Below are 14,795 nucleotides of genomic sequence, written 5' to 3'. Positions count from 1 at the left end.
TTGCGGATCAGTTGGAAGTCCAGGCGTAGTACACGGGGCCTTCGTACTGGTACACCGGATAGGTGGCCTGCACGAAGTCGCGCTCTCCCTGGCTGATGGTGTAGAAGTGCGTGCCGTTGCCCTTGTTGAAGAAACGGTACATCGCGGTCGAGCCGTTGCCGGCGCCGGTCTGGGCATACCAGATCGGGCCTTCGTACTCGAACGACGGGTAGGTGGCGCGCACGAAGTCGCGTTCGCCCGCATCGATGGTGTAGAAGTGCGCGCCGTTGCTCTTGTTGAAGAAGCGGTACACGGCGCTCTGGCCGGCGGTGGCGCCGCCGTAGGCGTAGAAGGCCACGCCTTCGTAGGCGAAGGCCGGGTAGGTGTTGATCACGAAGTCGCGCTCGCCCGCGCTCGCCGTGAAGAAGTGCGCGCCCGTGCTGCTGTTGAAGAAGCGGTACACGGCGGTGCGGCCGCTGGCGCTGGTGGCCGGCGACAGCCAGTTCTTGATGGACGCGTTGTACGCCACGTCGAAGCGGCCGTAGTAGTCCGACGACGCCTTGTTGGTGCACACGGCGCTGCCGCCGTAGAGCGTGCCGATCAGCGCGCCGCCGGAGAAGATGCCCGAGCCGCTGCTGCCGCCCTCGGTCGTGCCCTGGCTCCACGTCACCCGGTAGAAGTTGCCGCTGGTGCCGCTGCAGGTGAAGTTGGTGTCGCTGATGGACGAGCACGCGGTCAGGGATGCCAGGTTGCCGAAGCTGATCTTCTGCAGGTCGCCCTTCGGGTGGTGGATGCCGACGACGGCGCCGCCCAGCCCCTGGGGATTGGCGTTCCATGCGGCGAACACGGCGCCGGCGGGCGGGGCCTCGTTCAGGCGCAGGAACGACGTGTCGCTGCTGTCCGTCGCGTACAGCAGCGTGGCGCCGCCGGTGCGCGCCGTGGTGGCGGACGACAGCGTGCGGCTGTTGCAGCTGGGGGAGCGGTAGAACCAGTCGGTGCGCAGGGTGGACGCCACGGTCTGCGTGGAAATGCAGTGGTTGGCCGAGATGAAGTAGGGCGTGCCGGTGCCGTCGCGGTCGTTCAGCAGCGTGCCCGAGCACACGTAGGTCTTGCCGTCGGGGCGCACGAACAGCATCCGTGCCACGGCGTTGCGCTGGGCGGCGTAATCGTCGTAGCAGGTCGAATCGAGATTGCAGGCGTCGGATTCGTTGATCTTGGTCTGCTGCTCCAGCTCTTCGGCCGTGGGCAGCGACAGGTTGTCGTAGATGTGCGACAGGCGCGGCACCGACAGGTCGATCGCGCCCGCAGGCGTGCCGGATGGCAACTCGATCTCCAGCGTGGCCTCGTCGCCGCCCGTGTCGGGCGTCCACCAGGTACGGCCGGCGTCGGAGGTATCGCCCGCCGTCTGGTTGCGCTCGATGATCTGCAGCACTTCCTGGCCGGCGATCTCGAAAACCGCCGAGGGCCGGGCCTGGCTGTACACGCGCAGCACGGCGCTGCCGGGCAGCTGGCGCACCAGCACGCCCAGGCGCAAGCCGTGCGCGCCTTCGGCCGAGAAGCTCAGGGCGGCAACCTGGCCGCCGCTGGCCGTGGGCGTCCACTGCAGCTGCTGCAAGGTGGCGCTGGCCGTGGCCGTCTGGGCGACGCTGCGGGGGCTGCCGACCTGGCGCGGGCCGAAGCCGCTGGCCGCCCCTTCCTTGGACTGGTCCAGCGGCCCGAGGGCGATGCGGGCGGGTGCGATGGCCGCGCCGACCGCGCGGTCCTTGACCCGCGCCACGTCCTGCACGGCGGAAGCCGGCTGCTCGCGCGACTCCACGCTGTAGACCAGGGCCCTGGCCTGCGGCGCGGCCGCGGACTGCACCGCATCGCCGCCGCTGCCGCCACCGCAGGCAGCCAGCACCGAGGCCACCGCCAGAACCGCCAAAGATCGAACTCGCCTCATTACCAGCTGCATGGAACAACTCCTGTCATCGGTTCGGGGCGGTCCCATGCCGCCCCGGATTGCAAAATGTGCCACAGCCCCGTGGCTGCCGGCAGATGATTTCATCGCCGCGTTGCGGCATCGCGTCATGGCCCCGTTGTGCTCCCCGGCCTGCTACCGCGCCGCCAGCCACTCGTGCCAGAACGGCGCGGGTCCATCGCCGCGGCGGCCCGCCGGCCCATGCGGTGCCCCGAACCCGCGGGCGGGATGCCGCCAGGCCACCGGCACGCTCACCGGCGGCGACAGCCACTGCTTGAGCCCCTTCTGGTAGGCCAGATCGAAGCGGCCGTACACCCGCACGTCGTCGACCGAGCATTGGGCGCTGGAGGCGAACCCGTACAGCGTCCCGATCACGCGGCCGCCATGGAAGATGGCCGATCCGCTGCTGCCGTCCTCCACCGTGCCGCGGTCGAACCCGACGTCGTAGTAGCCGGCCGAGGCGTCCGTGGAGGAGTCGCACAGCATGGAGCCATCCGTGTCGTTGGTGCAGGCCAGCGTGCCCATGATGCTGCCGGTGCTGATCTTCTGCAGGTCGCCCCGGGGATGGTGGATGCCGACCACGGCCGTCGATTCGGCTTGCGGGCCGGCGTCCCAGGCGGCGAACACGGCCCCAGGGGGCGGCGCCTCGTTCAGCCGCAGCAGGGCGGTGTCGGTGTCCGCGCTGGCGTAGAGCAGCGTCGCGCCGCCCGTTCGCGCGGTGGACCGGGGCGACAGCGTGGCGCTGTTGCACGCCTGCGAGCGGAAGAACCAGTCCGTCTGCAGGGTGGACGCCACGGTCTGCGAGGCGATGCAGTGGTTGGCGCTGAGGAAGTATGGCGTGCGCGTGGCGTCGCGGTCGTTGAGCAGCGTGCCGGTGCAGACGTAGGCCTTGCCGTTGTCCACGAACAGCATCCGCGCCACGGCATCGCGCTGGGGGGCGTATTCGTCGAAGCAGCTCGCATCCAGGTTGCAGGCGATGGCGTCGCCGACCGCCTTGGCCGCCTGGGCGCCCTCCGGCGGCAGAGACAGGTTCTCGAAGAGGTGCGCCAGCGCCGGCACGGCCACGTCCAGCGCGGCGGCTGGCACACCGGCGGGCAGCTCGATCTCCAGCGTGGCCTCGCTCGCGCCGGAATGGGGGGTCCACCAGGTGCGCGCGTTGTCCGATGCGTCGCCCGCCGCGATATTGCGCCCGATGGCCTGCAGGATGGCCTGCCCGGTGGTCTCGTACACCGCATCGGGACGGTCCTGGCGGTAGACCCGCACCACGGCCTCGTCCGGGATCTGCCGCACCCGCACGCCCAGGCGCAGGCCCTGCGCGTCTTCGGACGCAAAACTCACGGCCGCCTTCATGCCGCCGTTGGCCAACGGGGTCCACTGCAGCAGCCGCTGCAGGCCGTCCGCCGTGGCGGTGGCCTCGATGGCGCGGGCATCGCCCACCCAGCGGGCGCCGTCGTGCCGGGACTGCGCCGCCTTGGGCCGCACGAAGGCGGGCAAGGCCACGCGGGCCGGTTCCACCCGAGGGCCCGCCGCGCGCTGCTTGGTGCGGGAAACCGCGTCCTCGGCACCCGCCGGCTGCACGGCCGAGTCCACCTGCAGCACCTCGGACGGCGCTGCGCTCACGGTGACGGCGCCGCTGTCGCCCCCGCCACCCCCGCCGCACCCCGACACCAGCGACGCCACCACGACCAGCGCGGCACCGCGCGCCATCCATTTCCCTTTGGCCATCTTTCGTTCACTCCCTTTTTTTTGATGGATCGACCCGGACCCGCGCCACCCCGCCCGTGGGCGTGCGCGCGGCGTCCCATTCGTTGTTCTTCGTCAGCCCATGGCCTTCATTTGGCCAGCGCCTTGAGCGCCAGCTTGATCCCGTCGCTCACCCCCACGTCCTGGGGCAGCGCCTTCAGCGCGGCCGCGGCTTCCTTGTCGTTGTAGCCCAGCGCCAGCAGGGCCTGCAGGATGTCGGCCTGCGCGTCGCTCGTGGCGTGCGCATGGGCGCCGATGTCGGCCCCCAGCTTGCCCTTGAGCTCCAGCAGCAGGCGCTCGGCGGTCTTCTTGCCGATGCCGGGCACCTTCACCAGGCGCCCCGCCTCCTGCAGGGACACGGCCTGCGCCAGGTCGGACACGCCCATGCCGCTCAGGATGGACAGCGCGGTGCGCGGGCCCACCCCGGAGATCTTGATGAGTTCGCGGAACGCCTGGCGCTCCGGCGCCGTGGCAAAGCCGTAGAGCAGCTGCGCGTCCTCGCGCACAATGAACTGGGTGAGCAGGGCCACGCGCTCCCCCACGGGCGGCAGGTTGTAGAAGGTGCTCATGGGCACCTGCACCTCGTAGCCGACGCCGTGGCAGTCCAGCAGCACTTCTGGCGGGTTCTTTTCCAGCAGCGTGCCGGTGAGTTTGCCTATCATTGATGTCCTTCGCCGCACCGTTGCGGCCATCCAACCGGAATTATCCGCGTGATCCTGCGACACACCTTCACCCCCCACAACAACAACCGGCTGTCGCACCTGTGCGGCCCGGCCGATGCGAACCTGCGCACCATCGAGACGGCGCTGTCGGTCAGCATCGCGCACCGGCACGAGCAGTTCAAGGTGGATGGGCCGAAGGCCAAGGCCACCCAGGCGATGGAGCTGCTCCAGGCGCTGTACGAAATGGCCGAGCGGCCCATCGCCGAAGAGCACCTGCAGCTCATGCTGGCCGGCGACAGCGCCATGCTGGAGGCGCCCGGTGACGGCGCGGTGACGCTCAACACCCGCCGCGCCGACCTGCGCGCGCGCACCCCCACGCAGAGCAACTACCTGGACAACATCGCCAGCCACGACATCACCTTCGGCATCGGCCCCGCCGGCACCGGCAAGACCTACCTGGCCGTCGCCTGCGCGGTCGACGCCCTGGAGCGCAACGCGGTGCAGCGCATCGTGCTGACGCGGCCGGCGGTCGAGGCCGGGGAGCGCCTGGGCTTCCTGCCCGGCGACCTCACGCAGAAGGTGGACCCGTACCTGCGCCCGCTGTACGACGCGCTCTACGACCTGATGGGCTACGAGAAGGTGCAGAAGGCCTTCGAGCGCAACGCGCTGGAGATCGCGCCGCTGGCCTTCATGCGCGGGCGCACGCTGAACAACGCCTTCATCATCCTGGACGAGGCCCAGAACACCACGCCCGAGCAGATGAAGATGTTCCTCACCCGCATCGGCTTCGGCGCCCGCGCCGTGGTGACGGGCGATGTGAGCCAGATCGACCTGCCCAAGGGCGCGATGAGCGGCTTGATCGACGCCGAACGGGTGCTCAAGCGCGTCAAGGGCATCGCGATCACCCGGTTCACCACCGCCGACGTGGTGCGCCACCCGCTGATCGCCCGCATCGTGGACGCCTACGATGCCCAGCGCGCGGCGGGCAGCCGCGCAGGACACTCCTGAATCAATAGCAAAACGCCCTAGTGGAACATGCGCCAGAGGCCCAAATGACCCTGAACCATCTGACCCTGTCGCTGCAGTTCGCGCGCTTTCCCGGGGTGCAGGAACACCGCGCCGCCCTGCCCCGCCATGCCGCGGCGCGCTTCATCCGCCATGCGCTGTCCAGCGACGCCGAGATCACCGTGCGCATCGTCGATGCGGAAGAAGGCCAGGCCCTCAACCGCGAGTACCGCCGCAAGGACTACGCCACCAACGTGCTCACCTTCGACTACGCACAGGAGCCCCTGGTGATGGCCGACCTCGTGCTGTGCGCACCCGTGGTGGCGCGCGAAGCGCGCGAGCAGAACCGCGACCTGCGCGCGCACTACGCCCACCTGCTGGTGCACGGCACGCTGCACGCCCAGGGCTGGGACCACGAGACCAGCGCCGAGGACGCCGACGAGATGGAGGCCTACGAGACGGCCATCCTGCAGGAACTGGGCTTCGACGACCCGTACGCGGGCTGAGCCGACCACGGCGCGGGCCGCGCCTTCCCCACCGCTGAAAGGCCGGATGGGGCCTCCAAACAGCCCCATGCCGGGGTATTGATTGCCTGTTTAGCTATTATTTCGATAGCAAACCATCCGCTGGCGCCATGCGCAGCGGAATGGTGACCGGCCCGTCGTTCACCAGGTGCACCTGCATGTCGGCCGCGAAGCGGCCGGTCTCCACCACCGGGTGCAGCGCCCGTGCGCGGGCCACGAACAGGTCGTACAGCCGCCGCCCCTCGTCCGGCGCCGCCGCCTGGGTGAAGCTCGGGCGGTTGCCGCCGGAGGTGTCGGCGGCCAGGGTGAACTGGCTCACGACGAGCAGGCCGCCGCCCACGTCCTGCACGCTGCGATTCATCTTGCCCGCCTCGTCGGTGAACACGCGCAGCTTGAGCAGCTTGGCCAGCAGCCGGTCGGCCTCGGCATCGGTGTCGCCGCGCTCGGCGCACAGCAGCACCAGCAGGCCCGGGCCGATGCGGCCCACCACCTCGCCATCGACTTCCACGCGCGCTTCGCGCACGCGCTGCAACACGCTCATCATGGTGGGGAATCCTTCGGTTCTTCCAGAAATGCCTCCACCCCGACGGGCAGCAGCTCGATGGTCACGCGCAGCCCGGGCACGGCGCGCATCAGGGCGGTCTCCACGGCGCCGCGCAACTGGGCGGCGCGGCCCAGGCTCCACTCGGCGGGCACGTGCATGTGCAGGCCGGCGAAGCGGCGCTGCCCGGCCTGCCGCGTGATGAGGTGGTCGAAGCGCACCTGCGGCGCGCCCTGCGAGAAACCGTGCAGCGCCGCGTCGATGGCCGCCTGCGCATCGGGCTCCACGGCCGCGTCCATCAGGCCCTGGGAGGCGCGCCACACCATGTGCGCCCCTTCCCGCAGGATGTTCAGCGCCACGGCCATGGCCACCACCGGGTCCAGCCAGAGCCAGCCGGTCGCGCTGGCCGCGCCGATGCCGACGACCACGCCCGCCGAGGTCCAGACATCGGTGACGAGGTGGCGCGCATCGCCCTCCAGCGCCACCGACCGGTGCACGCGCGCGGAGCGGAACATCAGCCACGCCAGGCCGCCGTTGAGCGCCGAGCTGACCACCGACAGCGCCAGGCCCCAGCCGACCTGCTCCAGCGGCTGCGGCGAGGACAGCCGGTGCGCCGCCGCCCAGAAGATGGCGGCGGAGGCCCCCACGATCAGGATGCCCTCGAACCCGGAAGAAAAATACTCGGCCTTGTGGTGCCCGTAGGGGTGGTCGTCGTCCGCCGGGCGCTGCGCCACGGTCACCATGGCCAGCGCGAACACCGCGCCCGCCAGGTTGACGAACGACTCCAGCGCATCGGACAGCAGCCCCACCGAGCCGGTGAGGTGCCAGGCCAGCGTCTTGAGCACGATGGTGACCAGCGCCACGGCCACCGAGCCCCACAGCAGCGTGCGGGGCGCGGGCGCGGCAGGACCGGTGCGGCCCGGGGCGCTCGGATCGGAAGGCAGGGGGCGGGAGGGCATGGGCTGGCAAGGAAAGCGCCGGGGCCGCCATTCTGCCCCGAACGGCGCCATTCCGAACCGCCGGCGGCCTGCCACGGCGAGCCCGCCACGCCCGCGAAGCCCCCACTCACTGCGGCCTGGCCGGCACCCGGGAGGGGATGCGAGGGAGAGCGCCCGCGCCCCCTGCGCTCAGGCCGGCAAGCCGTTGAACTTGCGCAGCGTCTTGTCGACCAGGCCCTCGGGCAGATAGCGGCGCAGCGAGCGGACCTGGGTGGACTGCTTGCCGGCCGAATAGCGCAGCTTGGGCCGGGTGGCCGTGGCGGCCTTCACGACGGCGTCGGCGACGATCTGCGGCGCATCGCCCGCCTCCACCCATTGGCGCATGAGCGCTTCGCTGCGGGCGCGATCGTCGGCATAGTCCGCGAGGGGGCGGTCGGCGCGCGACAGGTTTTCCTCGAACGCCGTGCGCGTCACGCCGGGCTCCACCAGAACCACGCGGATGCCGAACCGGCGCACTTCGTGGTCGAGGGATTCCGAGTAGCCCTCGATCGCGTGCTTGGTCGATGCGTAGAAGGCGTTGAAGGGCGCCGGAATCAGCCCCAGGATCGAGCTCATGTTGATGATGCGGCCGCTCTTTTGGGCCCGCATGAGCGGCAGCACCGCGTTGACGACGCGGGCGACGCCGAAGACGTTGACGTCGAACAGGCGCTGCGCCTGCCCGATCGAGGATTCCTCTGCCCCGCCCAGCAGGCCCACGCCGGCGTTGTTGACGACCAGATCGATGCGCCCCGCCCGCCTGGCCACCTCGTCCACGAGGCGCTGGACCGACGCTTCGTCGGTCACATCGCAGGCCAGCATCGTGACACCGGCGGGCGGATCGGCGGGTGCCTTGCGGCTGGTTCCGAAGACTTGGTAGCCCGCCTGCACCAGGGAGCGGGCGGTCACGAGCCCGATGCCCGACGACGCCCCCGTCACGACGGCGATACCCCTGTTCGTCTTGCGCATTGTTTTCCTTTCGTCATGGGCCGGATGGCCGACGAAAGGATATTACTATCGAAACAGTATTAAGTCACTACTGAAAAGATATTTTCTAAGGCACGTCGGGGCGGCGTCCGTCAGGCATACAGGCGCGAGGCGTTCTGCCGGACGGTGCCGGCCCGGTCCGGGCCCAACGCCTCCGCCACCGGCTGCCACACCGAATCGTAGGCCGGCATGGCGTCGGCGGCGAACGACGTGTGCGGCCAGTCCGATCCCCACACCAGCCGCCCGGGCGCCAGGTCGGCCACGCGCCGGACCGTCTCCTGCAGCGCGCCGTAAGGCGCCTGCGCGCGCAGCCGGTACCAGCCGGACAGCTTGATCCACGCGCCCTGCGCGGCCAGTGCCGCGAGGGCGCTCCATGCCGCGTCGTCCGCCGGCAACTCGGCATGCAGGCCCGCCAGGTGGTCGAGCACGCAGGCCACGCCGGTGCCGGCGTGCAGCGCCGCGATCTCCGCCAGATGCTCCGGGCCGGCATACCACTGCACGTGCCAGCCGCGCTCGCGCAGGCGCGGCGCCAGGGCGCGGAACGCCTCGGGCCCGTTGCCCACCGGCGAGACGCGGTTGAAGCGCACGCCCCGCACGCCCAGCGCGTGCATGCGGTCCAGCAGCGTGTCGGGCACCGCCGCGTCCACCACGGCCACGCCGCGGTGCCGGCCGGGCCGCGCGGCCAGCGCGCGCAGCATCACCGCGTTGTCGGTGCCGTACACGCTGGGCTGCACCAGCACCAGATGCCGCACCGCGTGCGCGGCAGCCAACCCCTCGATGCGCTCCAGCGGGTGGTGCGCGGGGCGGTAGTGGCCGGGCTGCGTCGGCGCATCGGCGTCGAACACGTGGACGTGCGCGTCCCAGCAGGCACCGGCTCCGTCCCAGGCATCGGGGTGGGGGGCGCGGTCGACGTCCGTCGGCATCGGTTCAGCCGACCGAGATGTTGCGGTCGCGCACCACCTGGGCCCACTGGCCCTGCTGGGCTTGGATGAAGGCCCCGGCCGAGGCCTGCGATGCATCGGCGAACACGTCGCCGCCCAGCGCGCGGATGCGCGCCAGCACCTCGGCATCGCCCAGCGCCTTGCGGATGCCATCGACCAGCCGCGTGCGCGTGGCGGCGGGCAAGCCGGCGGGGGCGAGCACCGGGTTCCATTCCAGCACCTCGTACTTGCGCACGCCCGCTTCGGTCATGGTGGGCACCTCCGGCAGCGAACGGGCCCGCAGCGCGGCCGTCACGGCCAGCGCGCGCAGCTTGCCGGAGCGGATGTGGCCCAGCGCCGAGGCCACGTTGGCGAAAAAGAGCGGCACCTGCCCCGCCATGACATCGTTCATCGCGGGGCCGCCGCCCCGGTAGGGAATGTGCGACAGCCGTACCCCGGCGCGCTCCTCGAACAGCGCTCCCGCCAGGTGCTGCGCCGAGCCATTGCCGGACGACGCATAGGCCACTTCGCCCGGCCTGGCGCGGGCCAGCGCGATCACGTCCTGCACGCTGCGCGCCTGGAACCCCGCGGAGCACACCAGCACGTTGGGAAAGGTGGCCAGCACGGCCAGCGGCGTGAAGGCCTTGTCAGTGTCGTAGGCCATCTTGGGATAGAGCGCGGGGTTGACCGCGAACGACGAGGCGTCCAGCAGCAGCGTGCTGCCGTCCGGCGTGGCACGCGCCACGTAGGCGCCGGCGATCTGGCCGCTGGCGCCGGGCTTGTTGTCCACCACCACGTTCTGGCCCAGCGCTTCGCCCAGCCGCGGCGCGATGATGCGCGCCATCAGGTCCGCGCCGCCGCCGGCGGGGTAGGAGACCACCAGCGTCACGGGCTTGCCGCCGATGCCTTGCGCGCGGCCGGCCACCCAGGGCGCGGCCAGGGCGGCGCCGGCGGCACCGAGGATCCAGCGGCGGCGGGCGCCGCCGGTGGCGGGGGATGCGATGGAAGGCATGCGGGTCTCCAGGTTCGGTTCGGTTCAGGTCAGGTCAGGTCAGGTCAGGTCAGGGTGACGGTGTAGTGAAAGGCGTGGGCATCGCCGCGCGTGACGCGCCATTCGACGCAGCGGCCGGCCAGGTCCATGGCACGGCGGGTGACCACGGCGCAGGGATGCCCCGCCGCGAGCCCCAGGCTGCGCGCCTGGGGCGCGGACAGCACGCCGAAGCCGATGTCGTCCACCGCCCGCTGCACGTGCACGCCGCAGCGGCTGGCATAGAAGGGATAGAGCAGCGGCGGCCAGGCGGCGGTGTCGTCCTCCGCCAGGGCGCCGAAGCGGTCCAGCGGCAGCCAGATGTGCTCCAGCAGGCAGGGCTCGCCGTCGATCAGCCGCAGGCGGTGCAGGCGCAGCACCGGCTCGCCCGGTGCCAAGCCCAGCGCGCGGGCCGCCTCGGCCGGGGCCGCCATGGCCTGGCGCGACAGGATGCGCGAAGCGGGCTCCTGCCCCGCCGCGCCCTCGCCGAAGCGAAAGAACCGCAGCATCGACGCACCGGCGATGCCGCTGCGCACGAAGGTGCCCTTGCCGTGGATGCGCTCGATCAGGCCCTGCTCCACCAGCAGCTCCAGCGCGCGCCGCAGCGTGCCCAGCGCCACGCCATGCTCGGCGGCCAGCGCCTGCTCGGCCGGCAGGGCCGTGCCGGGCAGCCATTCTCCCCGGACGACGCGGTGCCGCAGCGCGGCCGCCAGCGCGGCATAGCGGGCGAGGCCGGGGTGTTCCGCCACGGCGGGAGGGGATGCGGGCGACGGCAATTGATCTACTCCTCTAGATGACTTGCAGTCTAAGACAGGGCGCAGGCGGCGCGATCGGGACAAACCCGGGGGCGCCAGCCCCGCCGCTGCCAGAGCCCCTCAAAGGCCGTCAGGTGCCATCCACCAGCCGCGCCTTCACGAGCTTGCCCTTGACCCGGCCGGCCGCCAGGCGCTGCACCACGTCCTGGGCAATGCCCCGCTCCACGGCCACGTAGGTGGAGAAATCGTTCACGTTGATCTTGCCCACCTGCTCGCGCGCAAAGCCCATCTCGCCGGTGAGCGCGCCCAGCACGTCGCCCGCGCGGATCTTTTCCTTGCGCCCGCCGATGATCTGGATGGTGGCCATGGGCGGCAGCAGCGGCCCGCCGGGGGCGGCGGTCAGCTCGGACAGCGGGTGCCATTCCGACTCCCGGCCCTGCAGCTGCTCGATCTTGCCCACGCTGCCCATCTCGGGCAGGCTGGCCAGGCTCAAGGCGAGGCCTTCGGCGTCCGCGCGGCCGGTGCGGCCGATGCGGTGCACGTGGATCTCGGGGTCGGGGGTCACGTCCACGTTGATCACCGCCTGCAACTGGGCGATGTCCAGGCCGCGCGCGGCCACGTCGGTGGCCACCAGCACCGAGCAGCTGCGGTTGGCGAACTGCACCAGCACCTGGTCGCGCTCGCGCTGCTCCAGCTCGCCATAGAGGGCCAGCGCGTGAAAGCCCTGCGCCTGCAGCACGCCCACCAGGTCGCGGCACTGCTGCTTGGTGTTGCAAAAGGCGATGGCCGATTCGGGCCGGAAGTGGTTCAGCAGCTGCGACACGGCGTGCAGGCGCTCGCTCTCCTTCACCTCGTACCAGCGCTGCGCGATCTTGGCCGAACCGTGCTGGGCCTGCACCGTGATGCGCTGCGGCTCCTTCATGAACTGGCGCGCCAGGCGCTCGATGCCCTCGGGGTAAGTGGCGGAAAACAGCAGCGTCTGGCGCTCGGCCGGGCACTGGCGCGCGACCTTGGCGATGTCGTCGAAGAAGCCCATGTCCAGCATGCGGTCGGCCTCGTCGAGCACCAGGGTGTTGAGCGCCTGCAGATCGAGCGTGGCGCGCTCCAGGTGGTCCATCACCCGCCCGGGCGTGCCCACCACGATGTGCGCGCCGTGCTCCAGGCTGGCGATCTGGCCGCGCAGCGGCACGCCGCCGCACAGGGTGACCACCTTGATGTTCTCCTGCGCGCGGGCCAGGCGCCGCACCTCGGTGGCCACCTGGTCGGCCAGCTCGCGCGTGGGGCACAGCACCAGGGCCTGCACCGCGAAGCGGCGCGCATTGAGGTTGGCCAGCAGCGCCAGGGCGAAGGCCGCCGTCTTGCCGCTGCCGGTGCTGGCCTGGGCGATCAGGTCGCGGCCCAGCAGGGCCACGGGCAGGCTCGCGGCCTGGATCGGCGTCATGCGGGTGTAGCCCAGCTGCTGCAGGTTGGACAGGGTCGCGGGGTGCAGCGCCAGGGAGGAGAACTCGGCGCCAGCGCCGGAAACGGAAGAAGTCATCCCCGGATTATCCCGGGGCCGGGTGGTCAAGGGCTTGCACCCCTCGCCAGGGGCGCCCCGATCGGCTATAAAACTTCGAGATACAAGGGTGGGACATGCCAGACACATCAAGCCGAGCGGACGGTCCTTCCCAGGACCCCCACTGCAGCAGTTCCCTGCTGCGGCTGCTGGCCGACTCCGTTCCGGCGCTGCTCGCCTACTTCGAATCGTCCACCCTGCGTTGTGTTTTTGCCAATCAGGGCTACGCCGAATCCACCGGCCACACAGTGGAGGCGATCCTGGGCAAGACAGTGCAGGAAGCCATCGGCGACAGCGCCTGGGCCTCGATCCAGCCCCAGATCCAGCAGGTGCTGCGGGGCGAGCGCGTGCAATACACGCGCAAGCAGCGGGTGCGGGGCGGGCCGTCCCGCATGATCGAGGTCAACCTCATTCCCCACCTGCACCCGAAGCTGGGGCTGATGGGCGCCTTCGTGCTCATCAACGACATCACCCACCACTGGGAGGCCGAACGCGCGGTGCGCGAGAGCGAAGAGCGCATGCGCAAGTTCTCGCAGGCCACCGAAGAGGCCATCGTGTTCCACCGCGAAGGCCTGGTGACCGACTTCAACGAAGCGCTCACGCGGCTGATGGGCTACTCCCTGGCCGAGGTGCGCGGCCGGCGCATGCTCGATTTCGTGAGCGAAGAGTTCCGCCCCGTCACCGAGGCCTACGTGCGCGAGGGTCGCGAGGAGCCCTACGAAGTCACGGTGCTGCACCGGGACGGCCGGGCCGTACCTGTGGAGATCGTCGGCAAGACCATGCCCTGGAAGGGCTCGGACTACCGCATCGCGGTGCTGCGCGACATCACCGCGCGCCGCCAGGCCCAGGAGCGAGAGGCCTTCCTGGCCCGGCACGATGCGCTCACGCAATTGCCCAACCGCGCCACGCTCATGGAGCAGCTCACCGCCGTGATCGAGTCCGCGCAGCGCACGCCGCAGGCCGCCGCCGTGCTGTTCATCGACATGGACCATTTCAAGACGGTGAACGACTCGCTGGGCCATGAGGCCGGCGACATGCTGCTGTGCGAGGTGGCCCGCCGGCTCGTGCAGGGCGTGCGCTCGGTGGACATCGTGGCGCGCGTGGGCGGCGACGAGTTCGTCGTGGTGCTGCGCGACGCGCAGGACCGGCCCTCCGCCCTGGCGGTGGCCGATCAGCTGCTGGCCGACGTGTGCGCCGTGTTCCATGCCGACGGCACGCCGCTGTCGGTGTCGGTCTCCATCGGGGTGAGCATGTACCCCGACGACGGCGACACCGCCGCCGAGCTGGTGCGCCGGGCCGACGCCGCCATGCAGCAGGCCAAGGACAGCGGCCGCGCCAACCGCCAGGCCTACGCCCCGGGCATGGAGACGCCCTCCACCGGCGTGCTGCAGCACGAGCGCCTGCTGCGCGACGCCATCCTGCACGGCGCGTTCGTGCTGCACTACCAGCCGCAGGTGCGCCTGGACGACGGTGCGCTCGTGGGCTTCGAGGCGCTGGTGCGCTGGCGCCACCCCGAACGCGACCTGGTGGGGCCCATCGACTTCATCGCCTTCGCCGAAGCGCGCGGGCTCATCACGCCCATCGGCCGCTGGGTGCTGGTCGAGGCCTGCCGGCAGATGCGGGCCTGGCACGACGAGGGCCTGCCGCAGGTGCCGGTGGCGGTCAATCTCTCTGCGCTCGAATTCCGCCAGCGCGACGTGGCCGGCGAAATCGCGGGCGTGCTGCGCCAGACGGGCCTGGCACCGCGCTTTCTGGAGATCGAGCTCACCGAATCGGTGCTCATGCACGAGGCCGACCAGGTGCGCCGCACGCTGGATGCGCTCAAGGCGCTGGGCGTGCGCGTGTCCATCGACGACTTCGGCACCGGCTATTCGTCGCTCGCCTACCTCAAGCGCTACCCGATCGACAAGCTCAAGATCGACCGCTCCTTCGTCTCGGACACGCCCGCCAACGAAGACGACGTCGCCATCGTCACCGCCATCGTCCAGATGGGCCGCAGCCTGCAGATCCAGACCGTGGCCGAAGGCGTGGAAACCGCCGCCCAGCACGACCTGCTGCGCACCCTGGGCTGCCACCTGGCGCAGGGCTACCTGATCTCGCCGCCCATGGACCCGCGCCAGACGCGCGAGTGGCTGCTGAAAAAAAGATAGCGGGCCCGTCATC

The 14,795-nt window shown here is 70.8% G+C and carries 13 protein-coding genes; 3 read left to right on the top strand and 10 right to left on the bottom strand.

From position 1 onward, the window contains the following. Nucleotides 1-7 precede the first annotated feature (7 nt). The 3 genes from AVKW3434_RS06680 to ruvA all read right to left on the bottom strand — a co-directional run bounded on the left by AVKW3434_RS06680 (nt 8) and on the right by ruvA (nt 4,344). Nucleotides 8-1,921 (bottom strand): trypsin-like peptidase domain-containing protein, encoded by a 1,914-nt coding sequence (locus tag AVKW3434_RS06680; protein ID WP_349816828.1) that lies wholly within the window; start codon nt 1,919-1,921, stop codon nt 8-10. 153 nt (nt 1,922-2,074) lie between these two features. Next, entirely contained in the window at nt 2,075-3,664 is a 1,590-nt protein-coding gene (locus tag AVKW3434_RS06675; RefSeq protein WP_284405239.1) for a trypsin-like serine peptidase, read from the bottom strand. A 107-nt stretch (nt 3,665-3,771) separates the two neighbouring features. Next, nucleotides 3,772-4,344 (bottom strand): Holliday junction branch migration protein RuvA, encoded by a 573-nt coding sequence (ruvA, locus tag AVKW3434_RS06670; protein WP_272567143.1) that lies wholly within the window; start codon nt 4,342-4,344, stop codon nt 3,772-3,774. Between the two features lie 48 nt (nt 4,345-4,392). Between ruvA and AVKW3434_RS06665 the strand changes: the two genes are divergently transcribed. Both AVKW3434_RS06665 and ybeY read left to right on the top strand, forming a co-directional pair. Next, nucleotides 4,393-5,352, top strand: coding sequence for a PhoH family protein (locus AVKW3434_RS06665; protein ID WP_284405238.1), 960 nt, complete (start codon nt 4,393-4,395; stop codon nt 5,350-5,352). Nucleotides 5,353-5,396: 44 nt separating this feature from the next. Then, nucleotides 5,397-5,855 (top strand): rRNA maturation RNase YbeY, encoded by a 459-nt coding sequence (ybeY, locus tag AVKW3434_RS06660; protein WP_272567140.1) that lies wholly within the window; start codon nt 5,397-5,399, stop codon nt 5,853-5,855. 97 nt (nt 5,856-5,952) lie between these two features. Here ybeY and dtd read toward each other — a convergent pair whose 3' ends face one another. The 7 genes from dtd to dbpA form a co-directional block, all read right to left on the bottom strand. Continuing rightward, complete coding sequence (gene dtd, locus AVKW3434_RS06655; protein WP_284405237.1) at nt 5,953-6,417, bottom strand: D-aminoacyl-tRNA deacylase; 465 nt, start codon at nt 6,415-6,417, stop codon at nt 5,953-5,955. Further along, a complete protein-coding gene (locus tag AVKW3434_RS06650; protein WP_284405236.1) occupies nt 6,414-7,373 on the bottom strand; it encodes a cation diffusion facilitator family transporter in 960 nt (319 codons plus the stop codon). The genes dtd and AVKW3434_RS06650 overlap by 4 nt, the downstream gene beginning before the upstream one ends. 168 nt (nt 7,374-7,541) lie before the next feature. Continuing rightward, nucleotides 7,542-8,357 (bottom strand): oxidoreductase, encoded by an 816-nt coding sequence (locus AVKW3434_RS06645; RefSeq protein ID WP_284405235.1) that lies wholly within the window; start codon nt 8,355-8,357, stop codon nt 7,542-7,544. A gap of 110 nt (nt 8,358-8,467) precedes the next feature. Then, on the bottom strand, nt 8,468-9,298 hold the full coding sequence (locus AVKW3434_RS06640) for an amidohydrolase family protein (protein WP_284405234.1): 831 nt from the start codon (nt 9,296-9,298) through the stop codon (nt 8,468-8,470). A gap of 4 nt (nt 9,299-9,302) precedes the next feature. After that, nucleotides 9,303-10,307, bottom strand: coding sequence for a tripartite tricarboxylate transporter substrate binding protein (locus AVKW3434_RS06635; RefSeq protein WP_284405233.1), 1,005 nt, complete (start codon nt 10,305-10,307; stop codon nt 9,303-9,305). Nucleotides 10,308-10,351: 44 nt separating this feature from the next. Then, nucleotides 10,352-11,071: a GntR family transcriptional regulator gene (locus AVKW3434_RS06630; protein ID WP_284405232.1), complete on the bottom strand. Its 720-nt coding sequence runs from the start codon at nt 11,069-11,071 to the stop codon at nt 10,352-10,354. Between the two features lie 136 nt (nt 11,072-11,207). Then, nucleotides 11,208-12,614, bottom strand: coding sequence for an ATP-dependent RNA helicase DbpA (dbpA, locus tag AVKW3434_RS06625; protein ID WP_284405231.1), 1,407 nt, complete (start codon nt 12,612-12,614; stop codon nt 11,208-11,210). Between the two features lie 95 nt (nt 12,615-12,709). On the opposite strand from dbpA, the gene AVKW3434_RS06620 reads away from it, so the two are divergent. Then, nucleotides 12,710-14,782: a putative bifunctional diguanylate cyclase/phosphodiesterase gene (locus tag AVKW3434_RS06620; protein WP_284405230.1), complete on the top strand. Its 2,073-nt coding sequence runs from the start codon at nt 12,710-12,712 to the stop codon at nt 14,780-14,782. Nucleotides 14,783-14,795: the final 13 nt, after the last annotated feature.

Origin of the sequence: Acidovorax sp. SUPP3434 (assembly GCF_030159015.1) — a bacterium.
Lineage (GTDB): Bacteria > Pseudomonadota > Gammaproteobacteria > Burkholderiales > Burkholderiaceae_C > Paracidovorax.
The sequence above is the reverse complement of the archived record's forward strand: the minus strand, read 5'-3'. Positions and strand labels throughout refer to the sequence as shown.

Bases quoted from the DNA above. Each gene is read 5' to 3' on its own strand.
- AVKW3434_RS06680 (WP_349816828.1), bottom strand. From the start codon at position 1,921: ATGAGGCGAGTTCGATCTTTGGCGGTTCTGGCGGTGGCCTCGGTGCTG.
- AVKW3434_RS06675 (WP_284405239.1), bottom strand. From the start codon at position 3,664: ATGGCCAAAGGGAAATGGATGGCGCGCGGTGCCGCGCTGGTCGTGGTG.
- ruvA (WP_272567143.1), bottom strand. From the start codon at position 4,344: ATGATAGGCAAACTCACCGGCACGCTGCTGGAAAAGAACCCGCCAGAA.
- ybeY (WP_272567140.1), top strand. From the start codon at position 5,397: ATGACCCTGAACCATCTGACCCTGTCGCTGCAGTTCGCGCGCTTTCCC.
- dtd (WP_284405237.1), bottom strand. From the start codon at position 6,417: ATGATGAGCGTGTTGCAGCGCGTGCGCGAAGCGCGCGTGGAAGTCGAT.
- AVKW3434_RS06650 (WP_284405236.1), bottom strand. From the start codon at position 7,373: ATGCCCTCCCGCCCCCTGCCTTCCGATCCGAGCGCCCCGGGCCGCACC.
- AVKW3434_RS06645 (WP_284405235.1), bottom strand. From the start codon at position 8,357: ATGCGCAAGACGAACAGGGGTATCGCCGTCGTGACGGGGGCGTCGTCG.
- AVKW3434_RS06640 (WP_284405234.1), bottom strand. From the start codon at position 9,298: ATGCCGACGGACGTCGACCGCGCCCCCCACCCCGATGCCTGGGACGGA.
- AVKW3434_RS06635 (WP_284405233.1), bottom strand. From the start codon at position 10,307: ATGCCTTCCATCGCATCCCCCGCCACCGGCGGCGCCCGCCGCCGCTGG.
- dbpA (WP_284405231.1), bottom strand. From the start codon at position 12,614: ATGACTTCTTCCGTTTCCGGCGCTGGCGCCGAGTTCTCCTCCCTGGCG.
- AVKW3434_RS06620 (WP_284405230.1), top strand. From the start codon at position 12,710: ATGCCAGACACATCAAGCCGAGCGGACGGTCCTTCCCAGGACCCCCAC.